The 15758-nt window shown below is 45.4% G+C and carries 15 protein-coding genes and 1 tRNA gene; 6 read left to right on the top strand and 10 right to left on the bottom strand.

What is annotated here, in order from left to right; translation table 11 throughout:
* Positions 1–95: 95 nt before the first annotated feature.
* Positions 96–2465, top strand: a complete 2370-nt coding sequence (locus tag FN124_RS26120) for a TonB-dependent receptor (protein WP_142687735.1) — start codon at positions 96–98, stop codon at positions 2463–2465.
* A gap of 48 nt (positions 2466–2513) precedes the next feature.
* On the opposite strand, the gene FN124_RS26115 is transcribed toward FN124_RS26120, so the two are convergent.
* The 4 genes from FN124_RS26115 to FN124_RS26100 form a co-directional block, all read right to left on the bottom strand.
* Entirely contained in the window at positions 2514–2879 is a 366-nt protein-coding gene (locus FN124_RS26115) for a rhodanese-like domain-containing protein (RefSeq protein WP_142687734.1), read from the bottom strand.
* 28 nt (positions 2880–2907) lie between these two features.
* The gene (locus tag FN124_RS26110; RefSeq protein ID WP_142687733.1) at positions 2908–3366 is read right to left on the bottom strand and encodes a hypothetical protein; all 459 of its coding nucleotides are present in this window, start codon (positions 3364–3366) and stop codon (positions 2908–2910) included.
* Between the two features lie 346 nt (positions 3367–3712).
* Positions 3713–4300 (bottom strand): TetR/AcrR family transcriptional regulator, encoded by a 588-nt coding sequence (locus FN124_RS26105; RefSeq protein WP_142687732.1) that lies wholly within the window; start codon positions 4298–4300, stop codon positions 3713–3715.
* A gap of 91 nt (positions 4301–4391) precedes the next feature.
* Entirely contained in the window at positions 4392–4865 is a 474-nt protein-coding gene (locus tag FN124_RS26100; RefSeq protein WP_142687731.1) for a hypothetical protein, read from the bottom strand.
* 425 nt (positions 4866–5290) lie between these two features.
* Here FN124_RS26100 and bla point away from each other — a divergent pair, with 425 nt between their 5' ends.
* From bla to FN124_RS26085, 3 genes are all read left to right on the top strand, one after another.
* Complete coding sequence (gene bla, locus FN124_RS26095) at positions 5291–6052, top strand: subclass B1 metallo-beta-lactamase (RefSeq protein WP_142687730.1); 762 nt, start codon at positions 5291–5293, stop codon at positions 6050–6052.
* 251 nt (positions 6053–6303) lie between these two features.
* Positions 6304–6388: transfer RNA gene (locus FN124_RS26090), tRNA-Ser, on the top strand.
* Positions 6389–6555: 167 nt separating this feature from the next.
* Positions 6556–6990: an acyl-CoA thioesterase gene (locus FN124_RS26085; protein ID WP_142687729.1), complete on the top strand. Its 435-nt coding sequence runs from the start codon at positions 6556–6558 to the stop codon at positions 6988–6990.
* Between the two features lie 5 nt (positions 6991–6995).
* Here the strand turns inward: FN124_RS26085 and FN124_RS26080 are convergent, their stop codons facing one another.
* From FN124_RS26080 to FN124_RS26055, 6 genes are all read right to left on the bottom strand, one after another.
* Positions 6996–7511 carry a hypothetical protein gene (locus FN124_RS26080; protein WP_142687728.1) on the bottom strand — a complete coding sequence of 172 codons (516 nt, stop codon included), beginning with the start codon at positions 7509–7511 and terminating at the stop codon, positions 6996–6998.
* 243 nt (positions 7512–7754) lie between these two features.
* Complete coding sequence (locus FN124_RS26075; protein WP_142687727.1) at positions 7755–8021, bottom strand: hypothetical protein; 267 nt, start codon at positions 8019–8021, stop codon at positions 7755–7757.
* Positions 8022–8125: 104 nt separating this feature from the next.
* The gene (locus tag FN124_RS26070) at positions 8126–8575 is read right to left on the bottom strand and encodes a VOC family protein (protein WP_185937383.1); all 450 of its coding nucleotides are present in this window, start codon (positions 8573–8575) and stop codon (positions 8126–8128) included.
* Between the two features lie 69 nt (positions 8576–8644).
* Positions 8645–9457, bottom strand: a complete 813-nt coding sequence (locus tag FN124_RS26065) for an AraC family transcriptional regulator (RefSeq protein ID WP_142687726.1) — start codon at positions 9455–9457, stop codon at positions 8645–8647.
* A 23-nt stretch (positions 9458–9480) separates the two neighbouring features.
* Positions 9481–10257: a GLPGLI family protein gene (locus FN124_RS26060; RefSeq protein WP_221887909.1), complete on the bottom strand. Its 777-nt coding sequence runs from the start codon at positions 10255–10257 to the stop codon at positions 9481–9483.
* A gap of 4 nt (positions 10258–10261) precedes the next feature.
* Positions 10262–13036: an outer membrane beta-barrel protein gene (locus FN124_RS26055; RefSeq protein ID WP_142687725.1), complete on the bottom strand. Its 2775-nt coding sequence runs from the start codon at positions 13034–13036 to the stop codon at positions 10262–10264.
* Between the two features lie 231 nt (positions 13037–13267).
* On the opposite strand from FN124_RS26055, the gene FN124_RS26050 reads away from it, so the two are divergent.
* A complete protein-coding gene (locus FN124_RS26050) occupies positions 13268–14986 on the top strand; it encodes an IlvD/Edd family dehydratase (protein WP_142687724.1) in 1719 nt (572 codons plus the stop codon).
* Positions 14987–14996: 10 nt separating this feature from the next.
* The gene (locus tag FN124_RS26045; protein WP_142687723.1) at positions 14997–15755 is read left to right on the top strand and encodes an SDR family NAD(P)-dependent oxidoreductase; all 759 of its coding nucleotides are present in this window, start codon (positions 14997–14999) and stop codon (positions 15753–15755) included.
* The last annotated feature ends 3 nt before the right edge of the window (positions 15756–15758 follow it).

Raw genomic sequence — 15758 nt, 5'->3', positions numbered from 1 at the left:
CAATATTTCCCGATTGCGTAAATGAATTTCCTGATCGTGAAAACCAGTAGTATGCGGGCCTCATAACTTTGATCGCCGTAATCCAACCATAAAATATGCACAAACATTTACTATTGCTATTATACATTCTGCTGCAGGGGGCATGGCTTTATGCCCAGGATAAAGCAAACATAACAGGGAAGGTAACCACCTCTGACGGCCAGCCTGCTGCTGTAGCCGTAGTTCTGAAAAACACCCGGCGCAGCGCCACTACCAATGAAGCCGGCAATTTCATTTTCCGCAATATGGAGGCAGGCCGTTATGAACTGGAAATATCCCTCACAGGCTATCAGCCGGTAACCCGGGAAGTAACAGTGGAAAAAGAACAGCCGGCGTATGTTGTCATTACGCTCAGTATTCCTGTAAAAGCCTTACAATCTGTTACTATCACGGCCAATAAACACCGGCTTACACCGGTTAGCAGTGAATATGTAGCAAAGATGCCATTGAAGAACATAGAAAACCCGCAGGTATATACTGCCGTTACCAAAGAATTACTACAGGAACAGGTGGTGGTAAGTTATGCAGATGCAATTAAGAATGTACCTGGTGTAGTGATGCAGCTGGAGAACAACAGCGCAGGCGGTACCGTTACCTCCAGGGGATTCTCCACACAATCTTTTCTCCGCAACGGCGTACCTGGTAATATTGGCGGCGGCACTATTGATCCTTCAAACATCGAAACACTGGAAGCCATTAAAGGGCCGTCCGGCACATTGTATGGCAGCAGCTTTGTTTCCTTTGGCGGGCTATTTAACCGGGTTACCAAAAAACCATTCGATTATTTCAAAGGCGAAGTAGGATATACCGCCGGCAGCTATGGGCTCAGCCGCTTTACCACTGATGTAAACACTCCGCTTAACAGGGAAAAAACGCTGCTGTTACGTGTAAATGCCGCCAAACATAATGAAGCCAGTTTCCAGGATGCAGGCTTTAAGAACTATGTTTTCCTGGCGCCTGTGCTTACCTATAAAATGGATGATAAAACTACGCTAACAGTAGATGCAGAATACCGCAATGAAAAAGGCAACAGTTTCTATCGCATGTTCGCAGACGGCTCTTATGCCACAGGTGTACGCAGTCCGAAGGACCTTCAGCTGGACTTCCGCAAACGCTTCAGCGGCGATGATATCACCACTGCCAACACAGCCGCCAACCTTTATCTTACACTGGACAGGCAGCTTTCCTCACAATGGAGCAGCCATACCAATTTTACTTACCTCAGCTCCACTGCTAATGGTTTAAGCGGGTACCTGAGCATGAAGCCTGGCAACGATTCATTGATCCGTAATATGAGCCAAACGGAATACAACAATGCCAATGCTATTGATTTCCAGCAGAATTTTAACGGCGATTTTAGTATTGGTCGTATGCGGAACCGTTTGGTAGCCGGTATTGACATCTACAGCGCAACTACCAGATCCAGCGGCTCTCCCACACTTGCATTTGATGTGATCAGTGCTGTGAAGCCCGGCGCGGCATACACCAGGCTAACCCGCCTGGCATTACTGGACCGCTTTAAAGAAATGACCTATACCAAATCAGTAGCCCGGCAAAACATCTACAGCGTGTATGTGCAGGATGTATTGAACATCACAGATCGCTTCCTGGCAATGGTTGCTGTGCGCGTTGACCGATTTGATAACCACGGCACCCAAAATATCACCCGCGACACAACTACCGGCAAATATGCACAAACAGCGGTATCGCCGAAGTTCGGGCTGGTGTACCAGGTAATAAAGGATCAACTTTCCCTGTTTGCCAACTATATGAACGGGTTCCAGAATATTGCACCTGTACTGCAGCCCGATGGCACTTTCAGCAGTTTCAAACCCAGTCAGGCGAACCAATGGGAAGGCGGCGTTAAGGCCACCCTGCTCGATGGCAACCTGAACGGAAGTATCAGCTACTACCGTATCAATGTAAGCGATATTACCCGTATGGATGTTCCGGAACGCCCCACTTATACTGTACAAAACGGCACCCAGTACAGCAGGGGGATGGAAGCAGAGATAACAGCTACTCCATTTAGAGGCTTCAACATTGTAGCCGGCTATGCGTATAACGACAGCAAAATACAAAAGAGCAATCCTGCTATGGATGGCTTACGCCCTGTAAGTGCAGGTCCTGCGCATACCGTGAATACATGGCTCAGTTACCGTCTGCATAGTGGTGCATTAAAAGGAGTTGGACTGGGCCTGGGCGGAAATTATGCGTCGGACAATAAAGTGATCCTGAGTACTGCCGGTGAGTATGCGTTGCCTGCATATACCGTATTAAATGCCGCACTCTCTTACGACAAGCCACGGTTTGCAGTGGCTTTCAAGATTAATAATATCAGCAACCAGGATTATTGGGTGGGATGGAGCACTACCATTCCACAAATGCCGCGTAATTTCAGCGGCAGTGTTGCAGTGAAATTTTAATCTGTCGCTAATTATAAGAAGACGTCTCATTCAACAATGAGGCGTCTTTTATTTTAAGGCCGCCGACAGCGTCTTCTGCAGATCGCTCCAGGCGCCGCCATTATACACATGCTTAAAGCCTCTTTCTTTCAGGATACTCTCCGCCTTCACACTTCTGAGCCCATGCGAGCAAACGGTGATATAGGTTTTCGAGGCATCAAGCTCCACATATCTTTCCCGGATAGTACCCAGAGAAATATTTATGGACCCTTTAATATGCCCCGTTTCAAATTCCTGCGGCGTTCTTACATCCAGGATAACAGCGCCTTCTTTAACAAGTTTATCAAGGCCATTGTCCAGTGCGCTGTACCTGTAAACCCGGTAACTCATGTAGATAACAAGCAATACGCTTCCGGCTATGATTAAATTTCTCATATAAATTATTTAACAGAACGAAGTGCGTTTATCTGAAATAAGGCCTGTTGGCAAAGGGTGAAAACGGCCAGGGAATAACTATGAAAATAATGATCAGCGCAATGGCATACCATACCAGCATTGTTTTGAATTTCCCGTTGTCTGTTGGCTTTCGCTTTGCCAGTGCTGAGCCAATGGTAATAAGTACTATGGAAAAAAGCATCAGCGTGCTATGGATCATACCAAAGAATAACATATCAGATGATTTTCTGGCGGTACTGAAGTTGTTCAGAAAATACCTGATAACGGGACTATGAAAGTAGAACGTAATACCAATGAACAGCTGAATATGTGCAATGGTGGCCGTCCAGTGACGGGTCAGGTTATCTGCTTTTGAAAATGTTGCCCGGGTGAAATACCCTTTACCTGCTCTGAACACCGCATAGATCAGGCTGATAAGCACCAGCCACCGGAACAGGGAATGCAGGAATGTAAGTGATTGATACATGTTAATGACGGCTTTACCGTTTTTTTAAAAACATTAAATAGCAGGGCCTGGAGAAAAACCAGGAGGCAAAGACCGGATTGCATACAGCACATCCGGCTGATGATAAGCGAGCCTGTAGTAAATGCCGGTACGGCTTATATACCAGTAGTATAATTATTATGAGAACCGGTGCAATACCTGTGAGCACAGGGTTCCCAGCCATGCGGATGTTTCCCCTGGATGAATATTTGTATCCATGCTTTTGAATTTTTATCAGTATGCGGCAAAGATAAATCAAAAACATACTAGTTAGTATGTTTTTAGATAAAAATATTTTGCTGGTTGAGCGGGAAGTTCAGCGGGTTATTTATTTTAATGTTTTAAGGTAGGACTGCAGTTGTTTAAGGTAGATAAGATAGACAGCTTTACTGTTTTCGAGCTTGCCCAGGTTTCGTATTCCCCAGTATCCCGACATAATAAAAACGGCCACTTCTTTGCCACTCACAGTGCTTTTTACAAGCTTTTTCTTTTTGCCATTTTCAATAGTATCAACAATAGCCTGCTCCCATTGGGCTGCCAGGTCATTCAGTGCCTTATTGAAATCCTTATTCCAGGCCATTTCCTGGGTAAAGTTGGATGCAGGGCAGCCGTATTCTACCTTCAGGAATTCGTTTTCCATCAGGATACTGTACATCATTGCATAAATATCATCCAGAGGATTACCTCCCTGCTGAAGCGGGGTAATAAAGGTATTTCTGAAATTGGGCTTTAGTAACTCATTGATGATAGCTACGCCCATTTCATCTTTACTTTTAAAATGATGATAGAAGGCGCCCTTAGTAACCTGTGTGGTCGCTAAAATTTCATCAATGCTTGTTGTCTGGTAGCCTTTAACATATATCAGTTCAAAAGCCTTTTGCAGGATATTTAACCGGGTAGCTGCTGCCTTCTTCATAATTACTGAATGATATGTTCAGCAAAAGAACAACATTATTCATTTTCCGGCAACTCCATCTGTAAATTTGGGCATAATAGGCGTAACGGCTTTACCTTCGCCGCTTCACATCCTGCCCCTTCCTGGTATATAATACTATAGCCGGGCACGGAGGGTGCAGATCCTGGAAAACTTTAGCATAGGCAAAGTCAGACAGCGGGCAGTTGGCAACATAGCTATAGCTTACCTCCACCTCATCAATAAAATATTGTATACCTCCGGAACAGGAAAGCAGGCTATTGGAGCCCCATCCCCGTGGGAGCTCCTTATTCAGAAAATCTAAAACAAAATATTCCCTTCCGGGATTTACCGGGTCTCTCAGATCAAAGGTGTAATGTTCAATAGGTTTAAACTCATCTTTAACAACATATTGCTTGTTTAACGCAAGGTGCCTGTCCTTCCAACGTGCTTTTATAGTTACCTCCTTCAGTTTTTTTGTTTTGGGTATAGTATCTGGCGCATGCTCCTGCGCCATTGCTGCCAGGGGTAACAAAAACAGACCAAGCATAAATATTGCACGTGTCATTATATCCAACCGGTTTTTAGGTTAAAAACATATAGCGTTCTTATATAACTACACATAGCAGCCAGATAAAGTACGCTCCTCTATGTAAAAAAGTGGCTGGCGATCAGGCTGTTGACCGAAACATTCTCATAGTAATATTTCTGGAATCAAAAATTACAGGGCATTTTCACCCCGTAAAACCGGACAATAATTTCAAAAAAAATGTTCGCAGGTATACTTTCAGGCGGATACCACCCGGCAGGCAGCGCAGCGTGGAATGGGCAACTGAAGCTGAAAAAAGACGCATTTTCTGTATCTGCCGCTTTTCGCCTTGTTTTTTACTGCCTTAGACAATACAAATATGGGCTTCACCCGACAGAGAATTGAGCGAAGGCCATTTAGCCCGTATTTTACCAATATTTTTTTGTTACAGAAATGCAGACAACATGAAAGTCATCATAAAAACATCATTAATAATCCTCTTTTCCTTAGCAATATTAAATTGCAGCGCGCAAAAAAGCACTTCATTTAAACCCAGAGTGGTTTACAAAACGGATGATCTGCTTATAACCCAGATTTCCAAAAACTCGTTTGAGCACACCTCGTATTTACAGACCCAGGATTTTGGTAACGTTCCTTGTAACGGCCTCATTGTAAGCAATAACAATGAAGCAATTATTTTTGACACACCAACCAGCGACAAAGGTTCAGAAGAGTTAATTAAATGGTTAAAAGATACACTTCATTACAAAATAAACGCGGTTATTCCAACTCATTTCCACAGCGATTGTTTAGGTGGGTTAAAAGTATTTGACAAGTATAATATTCCTTCCTATGCTTATTTTAAAACAATAGAATTCGCCAGGGAAAATAATTTCCCCATCCCCAAAAATAGTTTCGAAGATTCCTTGGCCCTCAAAGTGGGTAATCAATCTATTATTGCAAAATTCCTGGGGGAAGGTCATACAAGAGATAATATAGTAGGCTATTTTCCAGGTGAAAATATAATGTTCGGTGGTTGTTTAATAAAAGAGCTCAATGCAAACAAGGGTTATTTGGGAGATTCAAATGTAGATGCCTGGTCCGATACAGTTGAAAAAGTTAAAAAGGAATTTCCAAACGTAAAAATTGTTATCCCGGGCCACGGAGAATACGGGAACAAAAATTTACTCGACTATACAATTAAGTTATTTAAACCTGAAAAGTAGATTTTCTGTTATACACTTATGGTATAAGATCTTTAAAATCGTAAAGCCTGCTCTAATCAGCAGGCTTTAATTTTTCCCGGCAGTACGCCCGCTTCACGGTGCTCAAAGGATATACCTACCTGCAATGACTATACGTGGTTGATAACAGGCAGCGGGATGCCTCCAGGAGATTGCGTATTAACGAAATTTTTCTATAAAAAAAAGTAAAACAAATTTTTTTAGAATCAATTCGTTTTATACTTTCGCGGCATGGAGAGTTGGCAGAGCGGTCGATTGCGGCAGTCTTGAAAACTGTTGACTGTAACAGGTCCCGGGGTTCGAATCCCTGACTCTCCGCAAGTAGTTAAAGCCTTTGGACGTTGTCTGAGGGCTTTGTTGTTTTAGGATTTTTTTCATAAATGATTCTGACTTTAACAGCCCACAGCCAATAAAATGGCAGTAACGAGTGTTTACTCTCCCTGTTCGGCGTCACAATTTTACATGGCTTTTCCGTAAATTTAAATATGAACATATTCTTTGAAGGACCAGTATTATGGTCACAGATAGACGCCAATATGCACCTGCGCCACTCGGCTTATGCCGACTTTGCCGCACAGGCGAGGCTAAGCCTCCTGGAGCAGGTAGGACTTACCGCTGTTCAGTTTATACAGCAACAACTTGGGCCTATTCTTTTCCGGGAGGAGCTGTTTTATCACAGGGAAATCAGCCCTAACGACAAAGTGCGGGTGAGCTGTGAAATGACCAAATGCCGGCCAGACGGCTCCCGCTGGTCTATCAGGCATGAAATTTTCCGTGGCGACGGCACAAAATCCGCCACTATCCTGGTAGACGGCGCATGGATTGATACCCGTAAACGCAAGCTTACAGGGCTTCCCCCCGAGCTCATGGAAAAATTCAAAGCCATCCCCCGCAGCGAAGATTTCGTAGAAGAAGCGTAGTTTCGTTATCTCACCGTTAATGGTTTTGCCAGTTTATCAGATTCCAGCGCTTTAATAAACGGCAGCTGGTTTTGCAGATACACCCTCGTGGATTGCTCCAGGTAATTGTCTAGCTGGAAGAACTTTGCTGCCCTTGTGGCCCCCAGCAACTTGTTAAACTTCCGGAAATATCGCATCTGTAACCGCCCGAACTCCAGGTCATTATTAATAAACTGCCTGGTAAGTGAGTTCATTTTCTTCTCATCAATAGAGGAAAACTCCTCGTTGTACATTTTCAATAAAGCAATACGCTCTGTTAACCACGGACTCTTCTCCGTTTCATATTCCAGGAATGCAGATTGAAACGCCCGTTCCTCTAAAGGAGAAATCTTCAAAAAATCATTCAACAACGATTCTTTGTTCTTGCCGAAAATTTGTGTTACAAGATCCTCATTGGGTAAAGTGGCTACTGCGGGCGTAATTTGGGCCGTTAACCGCCAGGCAGCACCCAGGATCATGAACAAACAGATAAGCTTTTTCATGCACTGAAAATTTAGGATTAATGGCAGGTTCAGCCACAAGCCTTTGCATTCAGGGGGTAACGGACACCAGCTCGGAACGGTGTAGTAAAATAAAAAGCAGGTGTGGGTGCCCACTATATTATGGCAGCGAATCTACCGTCTTATATAAACAATACTCGGCTATAAATGGTTGCAGATGATACCAAATAATAAAAAGGCCGCCTGAAAGCGTACTTTCAGGCGGCCCGGTTAAAAAGAATGGATCTAGTTCAGGGACTGCTGGTTGGATTTCATAAATGCATCATATGCTTCTTTTGTCCAATGCTGATAATCTTCCAGATTAATGCCCAGTCGCTCATCCCGCTCTATTTCCTTATACTCCCGGCTATCCCAATAACCTTTTGCCAATGATTCTATATTACGGGAAACCGTGGCAGATGCTACTTCGTAATCGTCAGGATAACTCTTGTAGTTGCCAATTGCCAATACCTGGATTTCTTGTTTTACTGCTTCCTTGCTTTGCTTTGCCATGGTTAAAATTTTTAGTTCAACCGTTTGAAAACAAAAATGGTTCCTGTATGCTGTCAACCGCAGGCTTTTTAAGGTTTCATTAACTTAAAATTATGTTAACAGGGTCATGGCCGGGAATATGTCACTACGTCTATACCCACGCCGTTAGGGTCTTGTATGGCAAAATGCCGGTCGCCCCACGGCTCGTTGCGGATCACTATCTTTATGTCAACCCCTTTGGCCCTGATCGCCTCATATACTTTGTCCACATCATCCACCTCAATGGTCAGGTATACCCCTTTCCCATTAAAGGCCGTTTTAAACAAGGGCTGCTGCGACGCATGCTCCGGCAGTAAAAAACTGATCTCAGCCTGTTTATCCGGTGTATGCAGCAACAGGTAAAATTCGTTTTCGAACGACACGCCAAAGTTTAATATCTCCGTATAAAATTTCCTGCTCTCCGCTAATTTAGCGGTAATAATGCCTGCATTCAGTTTCATTTTGCCGGTTTTTTCCTGTGAATAAATATTGGATATAAAAAAGAAGAAAATAAACCCTAACAGCCCTCTTTTCATATAGGTTTCAGTTTTATGACAGCAAAGTTAGGGCTGCTGCGAAACCATAAATTGTAAAAAACGGACAACTTACTTACGGAACACCTTAGCGGGGGTAAGGCCATAAAGACTTTTAAATTCGCGGATGAAATGGGCCTGGTCGTAATAACCGGCGTCGAGGTACAACTTATTCTTCCGGATATACAGGGGAGAATGGGTGAATTGCAGGATCTTCTGAAACCTTACCACCTTACTGAACGCTTTTGGCGTATCGCCAATATAGCACTCAAACAGGCGTCTCAACTGACGGGAACTGATTCCCGGGGGCAACTCCTTCTCAAGAGTGATCATTCCTGCCTGCTGAACGATCAGGTCCACCGCTTCCAACAGGCGATTATCTGCCGGCAATGCTTTACTGATATGTGCCAGCAGGAAGCTATCCAACAAAGATCTCAACTGATGTATGCCTGTTTCTTCATGAAAACGGTCTGCCAGGAAACGGGCTATCGCCGGCTCTACGCTATCCAGGGCTATAGCCTGCCTGCTTAATTCAGCAGCATTTACCGGGAACAAACGAGGAAACATGCCCGGTAAAAACCTGATGCCAACATAATTAAAATTCCCTTCCAGGGGGAAAGAGGTATAGGCATCGCTGAACCCCATGATAAAACTTTGCCGCGGATCATGTAGTTCAAAAAAAATGTCCATACAGCCATCTGCCACCACCCGGTAATGGAAAGGTGCTGTAAGTGCGCAGGTGGTATTGAGTTGCCAGTAACAGTAAATATACTCCTGCAACCGGAGGTCCGGTAAAAATTCCCGGTACACAACCGTTTCTTCCGGCTGCACTGCAAACGGCTGCACAGGCGCATATGAAGTACGAATATGGGTAATGGGTGTCATTCTCCGTTCAAATCAATATGCAATTATAACATAATTGCCCTGATATACGCACTTCCATAATTTCCCCACTTACCAAGTACTTTTGAAATGGATTCGGAAAGCCCTTTATTATCTACGGGCTTCCCTTTTACCGGCGGCTTCAGCGCTTCTTCTCTGATATCATCAACCAATACCTTGGTAGCAAACCAGGTAATATGCTCATGCGGCAGGGCTACTCCCAGGATCATACCAGGAAGACCACTAAACGATTCCGGGCCGCCCGGCGTAACAATCGCATCCGTATAAAATGCCACCACGTAAATAGAATCCATGATAATGGCATTTGCACGCCGGCAATCAAACCCGGCGATGTTACGGGTTTCATCTGTGATCTTCCAACGGATCTGCCGCATGGAATCCTTTACCAGGTACATCTGCTCAAATACCTGCTTCTGTGAAATACTCTGCATATTATCCAGCCGGGAATACACCACGTTTACTTCTGCCGGGGCTGATTCCCATATCGGCTTCTTGTTATCGGGATTCTCCCTGCCGGGTTTATACAATGATGTCTGACGTGAAAATGAATAATCGAAATAAGTGACCTGGTATTGCGACATTCCCTTTTTCAACATATCTGTCCATGAACTTTCCTGTCCCTTACTCTGTTCATCCATACGGGCAAACAGGTTCACCCGCTTCTCAAATTCTATCCGGCCCTGCTCTAAAAATGTGGTATGCTGCGCCCGGGCAGAAAAAGCTACAGCTACACATAGTATAACGGCCAGGAGCATACGAATTTTCATACTGGTATTTTTCATAAAACTATTGTTTAGGGGCGCCGGCGCCTAACTTGTTAAAGTTCCAGATAAAAGACAACAGGCCATAACGGCCGATAGTACTGTATGTCCGCTGAACGATAGTATTCGTTTGCATTGATCTGCTGAAACCTATATTCTGGTTGAGGATATCATTCACAGAGAAATTAAGCTGCACCAGTTCCTTCTTTCCAAACTTTTTCGCCACGTAAGCATTCAGGATAGCGACATTATTGTTGGTGGTAAACACAGGTGTTTTCTGGCGGATATTATAGTTCATATCCGCATGCAATACAAATTTAAGCGGCAGGAAGAAGCTCACGTTGGGTGAGACACTATAGGTCCAGTATTGGGTACGTAATGCTTTATTCACAGAGGATACGCTGTTGTTAAAATTGGCTTCCGCCTCAAAGGAGTACTCATATTTCTTGTCCTTGTACTTATTCACATTAATACCCAGTCCTGCATTGGAAGAATTTGTGACATTCAGCAACCCGTTCACATAATTTACGTTCCTGTTCAGTCCACCGTTGGTATTTGCCCCCACTCTCAGGTCCCATGGGTTTATCTTCCAGCCTACATACAAGTTAAACCGGCCACTCCTGTTTCCATCCACATTCACTGCCTGGCTGGTACTTACACCGGATGTATCCACCACGCTCCTGTCGCTGATGGCGTTGGTGGTAGATTCAAACGACACCGACCCCCAGATGCTCCTGCCTGTCATTACCTTAAAATCGGAAAAATTAATATTGAAATTATTATTGAAAGATGGTTTTAATGATGGGTTACCAATCTGCAGGTTAAGCGGATCATCATTCACGCGGATAGGTTGCAGCTGCTCAATGCCAGGCTGACGGGTATAACCGTTATATTCCACGGTAAGGCGGCGCTGCTGCGAAAAACTATACCGGAACATCGCCCGGGGATACCAGTTAACAAAATCGCGCTTCACTTCGTTATTCCGGAACATATCTTTCTGGCTGAAACTGGTAAGTCCTATGTTGCCGCCTATATTAATACGGATCTTATTTTTCGTATAGCCATAACGGATACCACCTTTGTGGGTCAGTATGTTAAAAGCATAGTCGTTACTATATAAAGAGTCCAGGTCGCTGTATTTACCATCGGGCCGTTTGTTATAGGAATTCCTGTTGGAATGATTGTTATCTATATTAATGCCATAGTTAAACAACAGGGAAGACGATAGCGACAAGGGCTCTGTATAAGTAAGATTGCTGATAATGCTGATGCTTTCATTATTGGTGGTTTTAAGCTGATCTATGTTCTGTACAGAATCCAGCTTCCCCTGCTTATAATATTCTGTATAGGCATCCAGCATTCCTTCCCCGTTGGTCCTGGAATAATTCTCCGCAAGGTCTAGCGACAGGGTGCGTCCTTTCTTCTTCAGTTTCTTACGCCAGAGCAAATTGGCGTTCATGCTTCCAACGTCCGATACATTCGAGGTTTTACGTTCCCCGCGGTTTACCACCATATCATTCAGCTCCATACCGCTGGAGCTGAGCATATTGGATATTTTGTGATCCAGGCCCCCATCTACCTGTAACTTGATGGAAGAAGTAGAATCAAACTGCCGCTCATAGCTGCCATTCAAACGGTTCCTGAGAATGTTGTTATGAAAATTTTCTTTGGAATGATTGTAATAGATAGTATCCTGTAAGATATTCTGCGACATGTTCTCGCTGTTCCCATCTATATACAGCTTCATTATTTTATAGTTGCCATTCACATTCTGCCGGTCCCTGTCCCATTTATCGGAATAGTGCAATCCCCCGGTTTGTACCAACGGGTATCCGTCTCCCCGATAACGGCCATCCCAGCTATCCAGTTCATCTCCCCGGAAGCTAAACTCCACATCGCCATCATCATTGAAAGAAATCTCCCCGTTGCCGGAGCCGAATTTCTCCCGGTCGCCCCAATCCAACCCTACCTTACCGGTGTTGGACACAATGCCAAAGGCAGCCAGCTTCTTTTTTCCCCGGAATATATTCAGCATACCCTGGCTGTCGTGAAAGCCATTATCACCGGCGCCTGCCGCCACTTTTCCAAAATAGCCGCGCTTCTTATCTTCCTTTAGCTGGATGTTAATGGTTTTCGACCGCTCCCCATTATCAATACCTGTAAAAGCAGCCTGGTCACTTTTTTTATCATACAGTTGAACCTTATCCACCATATCCGCCCGCAGGTTTTTGGTAACCAGCGTAGGATCATCTCCAAAAAATTCTTCTCCATCTACCAATACCTTTTTTACCGTTTCCCCCTGGGCGGTAATTTGCCCTTTACCATTTACCTGTATACCCGGCAGTTTCTTCAGCAATTCTTCCACAGAGGCATTGGGGGCGGTTTTGTAGCTGTCGGCGTTGAACTCTGTAGTATCCCCCTTCATTTTTATGGCGGCTACCTTTTGCTGTATCACTACTTCATGCAGTAAACGGGATTTCAGCGTCAGCATAATTTTATCCAGTTGTACCGTGGAGGTGTCCGACAACGTTAACGGCTCTACGTAATCCGCAAAAGCAGGGTAAGTGATCATCAGCAGATATTTTCCTGCCCTGAGGTTCTTTAATTCAAACTGTCCTTTTTCATCGCTCCTGGTAAATTTATATAAAATGGAATCTTTTGCCTGCAGCAGCGCTACTACTGATCTGGATAACTGCACGTGATTAAGTGTGTCTGATACATTACCCTTAACGGAGGCATGCTGCGCCAGGCAGCAATGCGTAATGACCATACAGAGAATCAGTCCTGATAGTTTCTTCATTTGTGGAGTATACAGGTTATTGGGTACAGATGCTATGAAATTAAAATTCTATAATAAAAATTGAACTTATGTTGCCATGTGTGATAAACATCTGTTAAATGGACACCCTACTTATCATGTAGAGAAAGAATATTAATAAAAAGATAACCGGTAGTAAGATGGGATAATCATGCAGCTTCATTTTTGAAATCCATATTTTATTGTATCTTTTTGAAATTATCTACTCCCGTTATGAAGCACGAAAACTCACTTAGAAGCGCCAATTGGTTTGGCCGTGAAGGCAAAGATGGTTTTATATACCGCGCCTGGCTGAAGAAGCAGGGCATTCCCCAACACGAGCTGGAAGGCAAGCCTGTTATAGGGATCTGCAACACCTGGTCCGAACTTACGCCCTGCAATTCCCATTTCAGGGAACTGGCAGAATCCGTGAAGCGGGGTGTGATTGAAGCCGGTGGCTACCCGCTGGAGTTCCCGGTAATGTCGTTAGGCGAAACACTGATCAAACCTACGGCCATGTTGTATCGTAACCTGGTGAGCATGGATGTGGAAGAATCTATCCGCGCCAATCCCATCGATGGCGTGGTACTGCTGTGCGGTTGTGATAAAACCACACCGGCATTGGTAATGGGCGCCTGCAGTGTAAACATCCCTACCATTGTGGTATCCGGGGGAGCGATGCTTACAGGCAGGCACCGGGGCAATAGTATTGGCACCAGCGATATCTGGCGGTTCAGTGAAGATGTAAGGGCCGGCAGGATGACCAACGAAGAACTGGCTATGGCTGAAGCCGGCATGTGCCGCAGCGACGGGCATTGCGCCGTAATGGGCACTGCATCTACCATGGCCTGTATGGTGGAATCCCTGGGCTTGTCGCTGCCGCAGAACGCAGCGATCCCCGCACCGGATGCTGCCCGTAAAATACTGGCACACCTGTCGGGAAGCGAGATAGTAAAAATGGTCCGGGAAAACAGGCGCTTAACAGATATCCTTACAAGGGAAGCCTTTGAAAACGCTATCCGTGTAAATGCAGCCATCGGCGGCTCCACTAATTTCGTACTGCATTTACTGGCCATTGCCGGCCGTATAGGCGTGGAGCTGGACCTGCAGGACATGGATACATTTTCCGCCAACATCCCGCTGATCGCCAACCTCCAGCCCTCCGGCAGTTACTTCATGGAAGATCTTTATTATGCCGGCGGATTGCCCGCTGTGATCAATGCCCTGCTGGATCATCTTCACAAAGATTGTATCACCGTCAATGGCAAAACCATTGAAGCAAATTATACGAATGCCGTCAGCTATAACAAAGATGTCATTTCATCAATGGATAATCCTTTTAACACGGTATCGGGCATCGTGGTCCTGAAAGGCAATATCTGCGAACAGGGCGCTGTTATCAAACCATCAGCGGCAAGCTCCCACCTGATGAAGCATACCGGCAAGGCGGTGGTGTTTGAAGATATAGACGATTACAAAAAACGGATCGATGACCCTGCACTGGATGTGGATGAAAACAGTGTGCTGGTGCTAAAAAATGTAGGACCCAAAGGTTACCCGGGAATGCCTGAAGTGGGCAACCTGGGACTGCCGGCGAAATTACTGGCCAAAGGTATTACCGATATGGTGCGCATTTCCGACGGAAGGATGAGCGGCACCGGCTTTGGCACCGTAGTACTGCACGTATCGCCGGAAGCCGCTGCAGGAGGCAATCTCGCCATCCTCCGCGATGGGGATATCATTACGCTGGATGTACAGCAACGCAGGTTGGAAGCCGCCGTTTCCCCCGAAGAAATTACCCGCAGGAAAGCAGCCTGGCAGCCGGTTTACCCGCAATCAACAAGGGGCTATGTACAGCTGTACCAACAACATGTGGAGCAGGCACATCTCGGCGCCGACCTCGACTTTCTCAAAGGCAGCTCCGGCAGCGAAGTAACCAGGGATTCACACTAAAAAACGGCTTATGACATTTGATAAGAAAGTAGCTATTGTTACCGGCGCGGGCCAGGGCATCGGGTTCGAGATCAGCAAACAACTGGCATTACAGGGAGCTACCGTTATCCTGAATGATATTGATACAGCATTGGCCCAACAGGCAGCAGAGGCCATTACCGCCGCAAAGGGACACTGCATCCCGCTGCCCGGCGATTCCGGCGATATCAGCTTTATACGGCAAATGGTGAGCACCGCTGTTACACAATTCGGCCGGCTGGATATCGTTATTGCCAATGCAGGGATCACCCTCTTCGGTGATTTTTTCACCTATACACCGGAAGCCTTTAACCGTGTGATGCAGGTAAACCTGGGCGGCACTTTTTTCCTGGCGCAGGCTGCCGCCAACCAGATGAAACAACAGGCTGAAGGCGGCTCCATTTTGTTCATGTCTTCCGTAACCGGCCACCAGGCGCATAAAGATCTCGCTGCTTACGGTATGAGTAAAGCAGCACTGGAAATGCTCGCCAAAAATTTAGTGATTGAATTATCTCCCTACAAAATCACCGTGAACACCATTGCTCCCGGCGCTACGCTCACAGAACGTACGCTGGATGATCCTTCTTACGAAAAAACATGGTCGGGCCTCACTCCTATGGGACGCCCCGCCTATACACAGGATATTGCCAGCGCCGCGTTATTCCTGGTGTCCGGCCAGGCAAGGCATATTACCGGCCAAAGCCTTATTATTGATGGAGGATGGACCAGTATCAGTCCTTCGCCTTTCTGAGCT

Source organism: Chitinophaga polysaccharea (genome assembly GCF_902150045.1).
GTDB classification, from domain to species: domain Bacteria; phylum Bacteroidota; class Bacteroidia; order Chitinophagales; family Chitinophagaceae; genus Chitinophaga; species Chitinophaga polysaccharea_A.
This window is presented reverse-complemented; position numbering and strand designations above follow the sequence as displayed.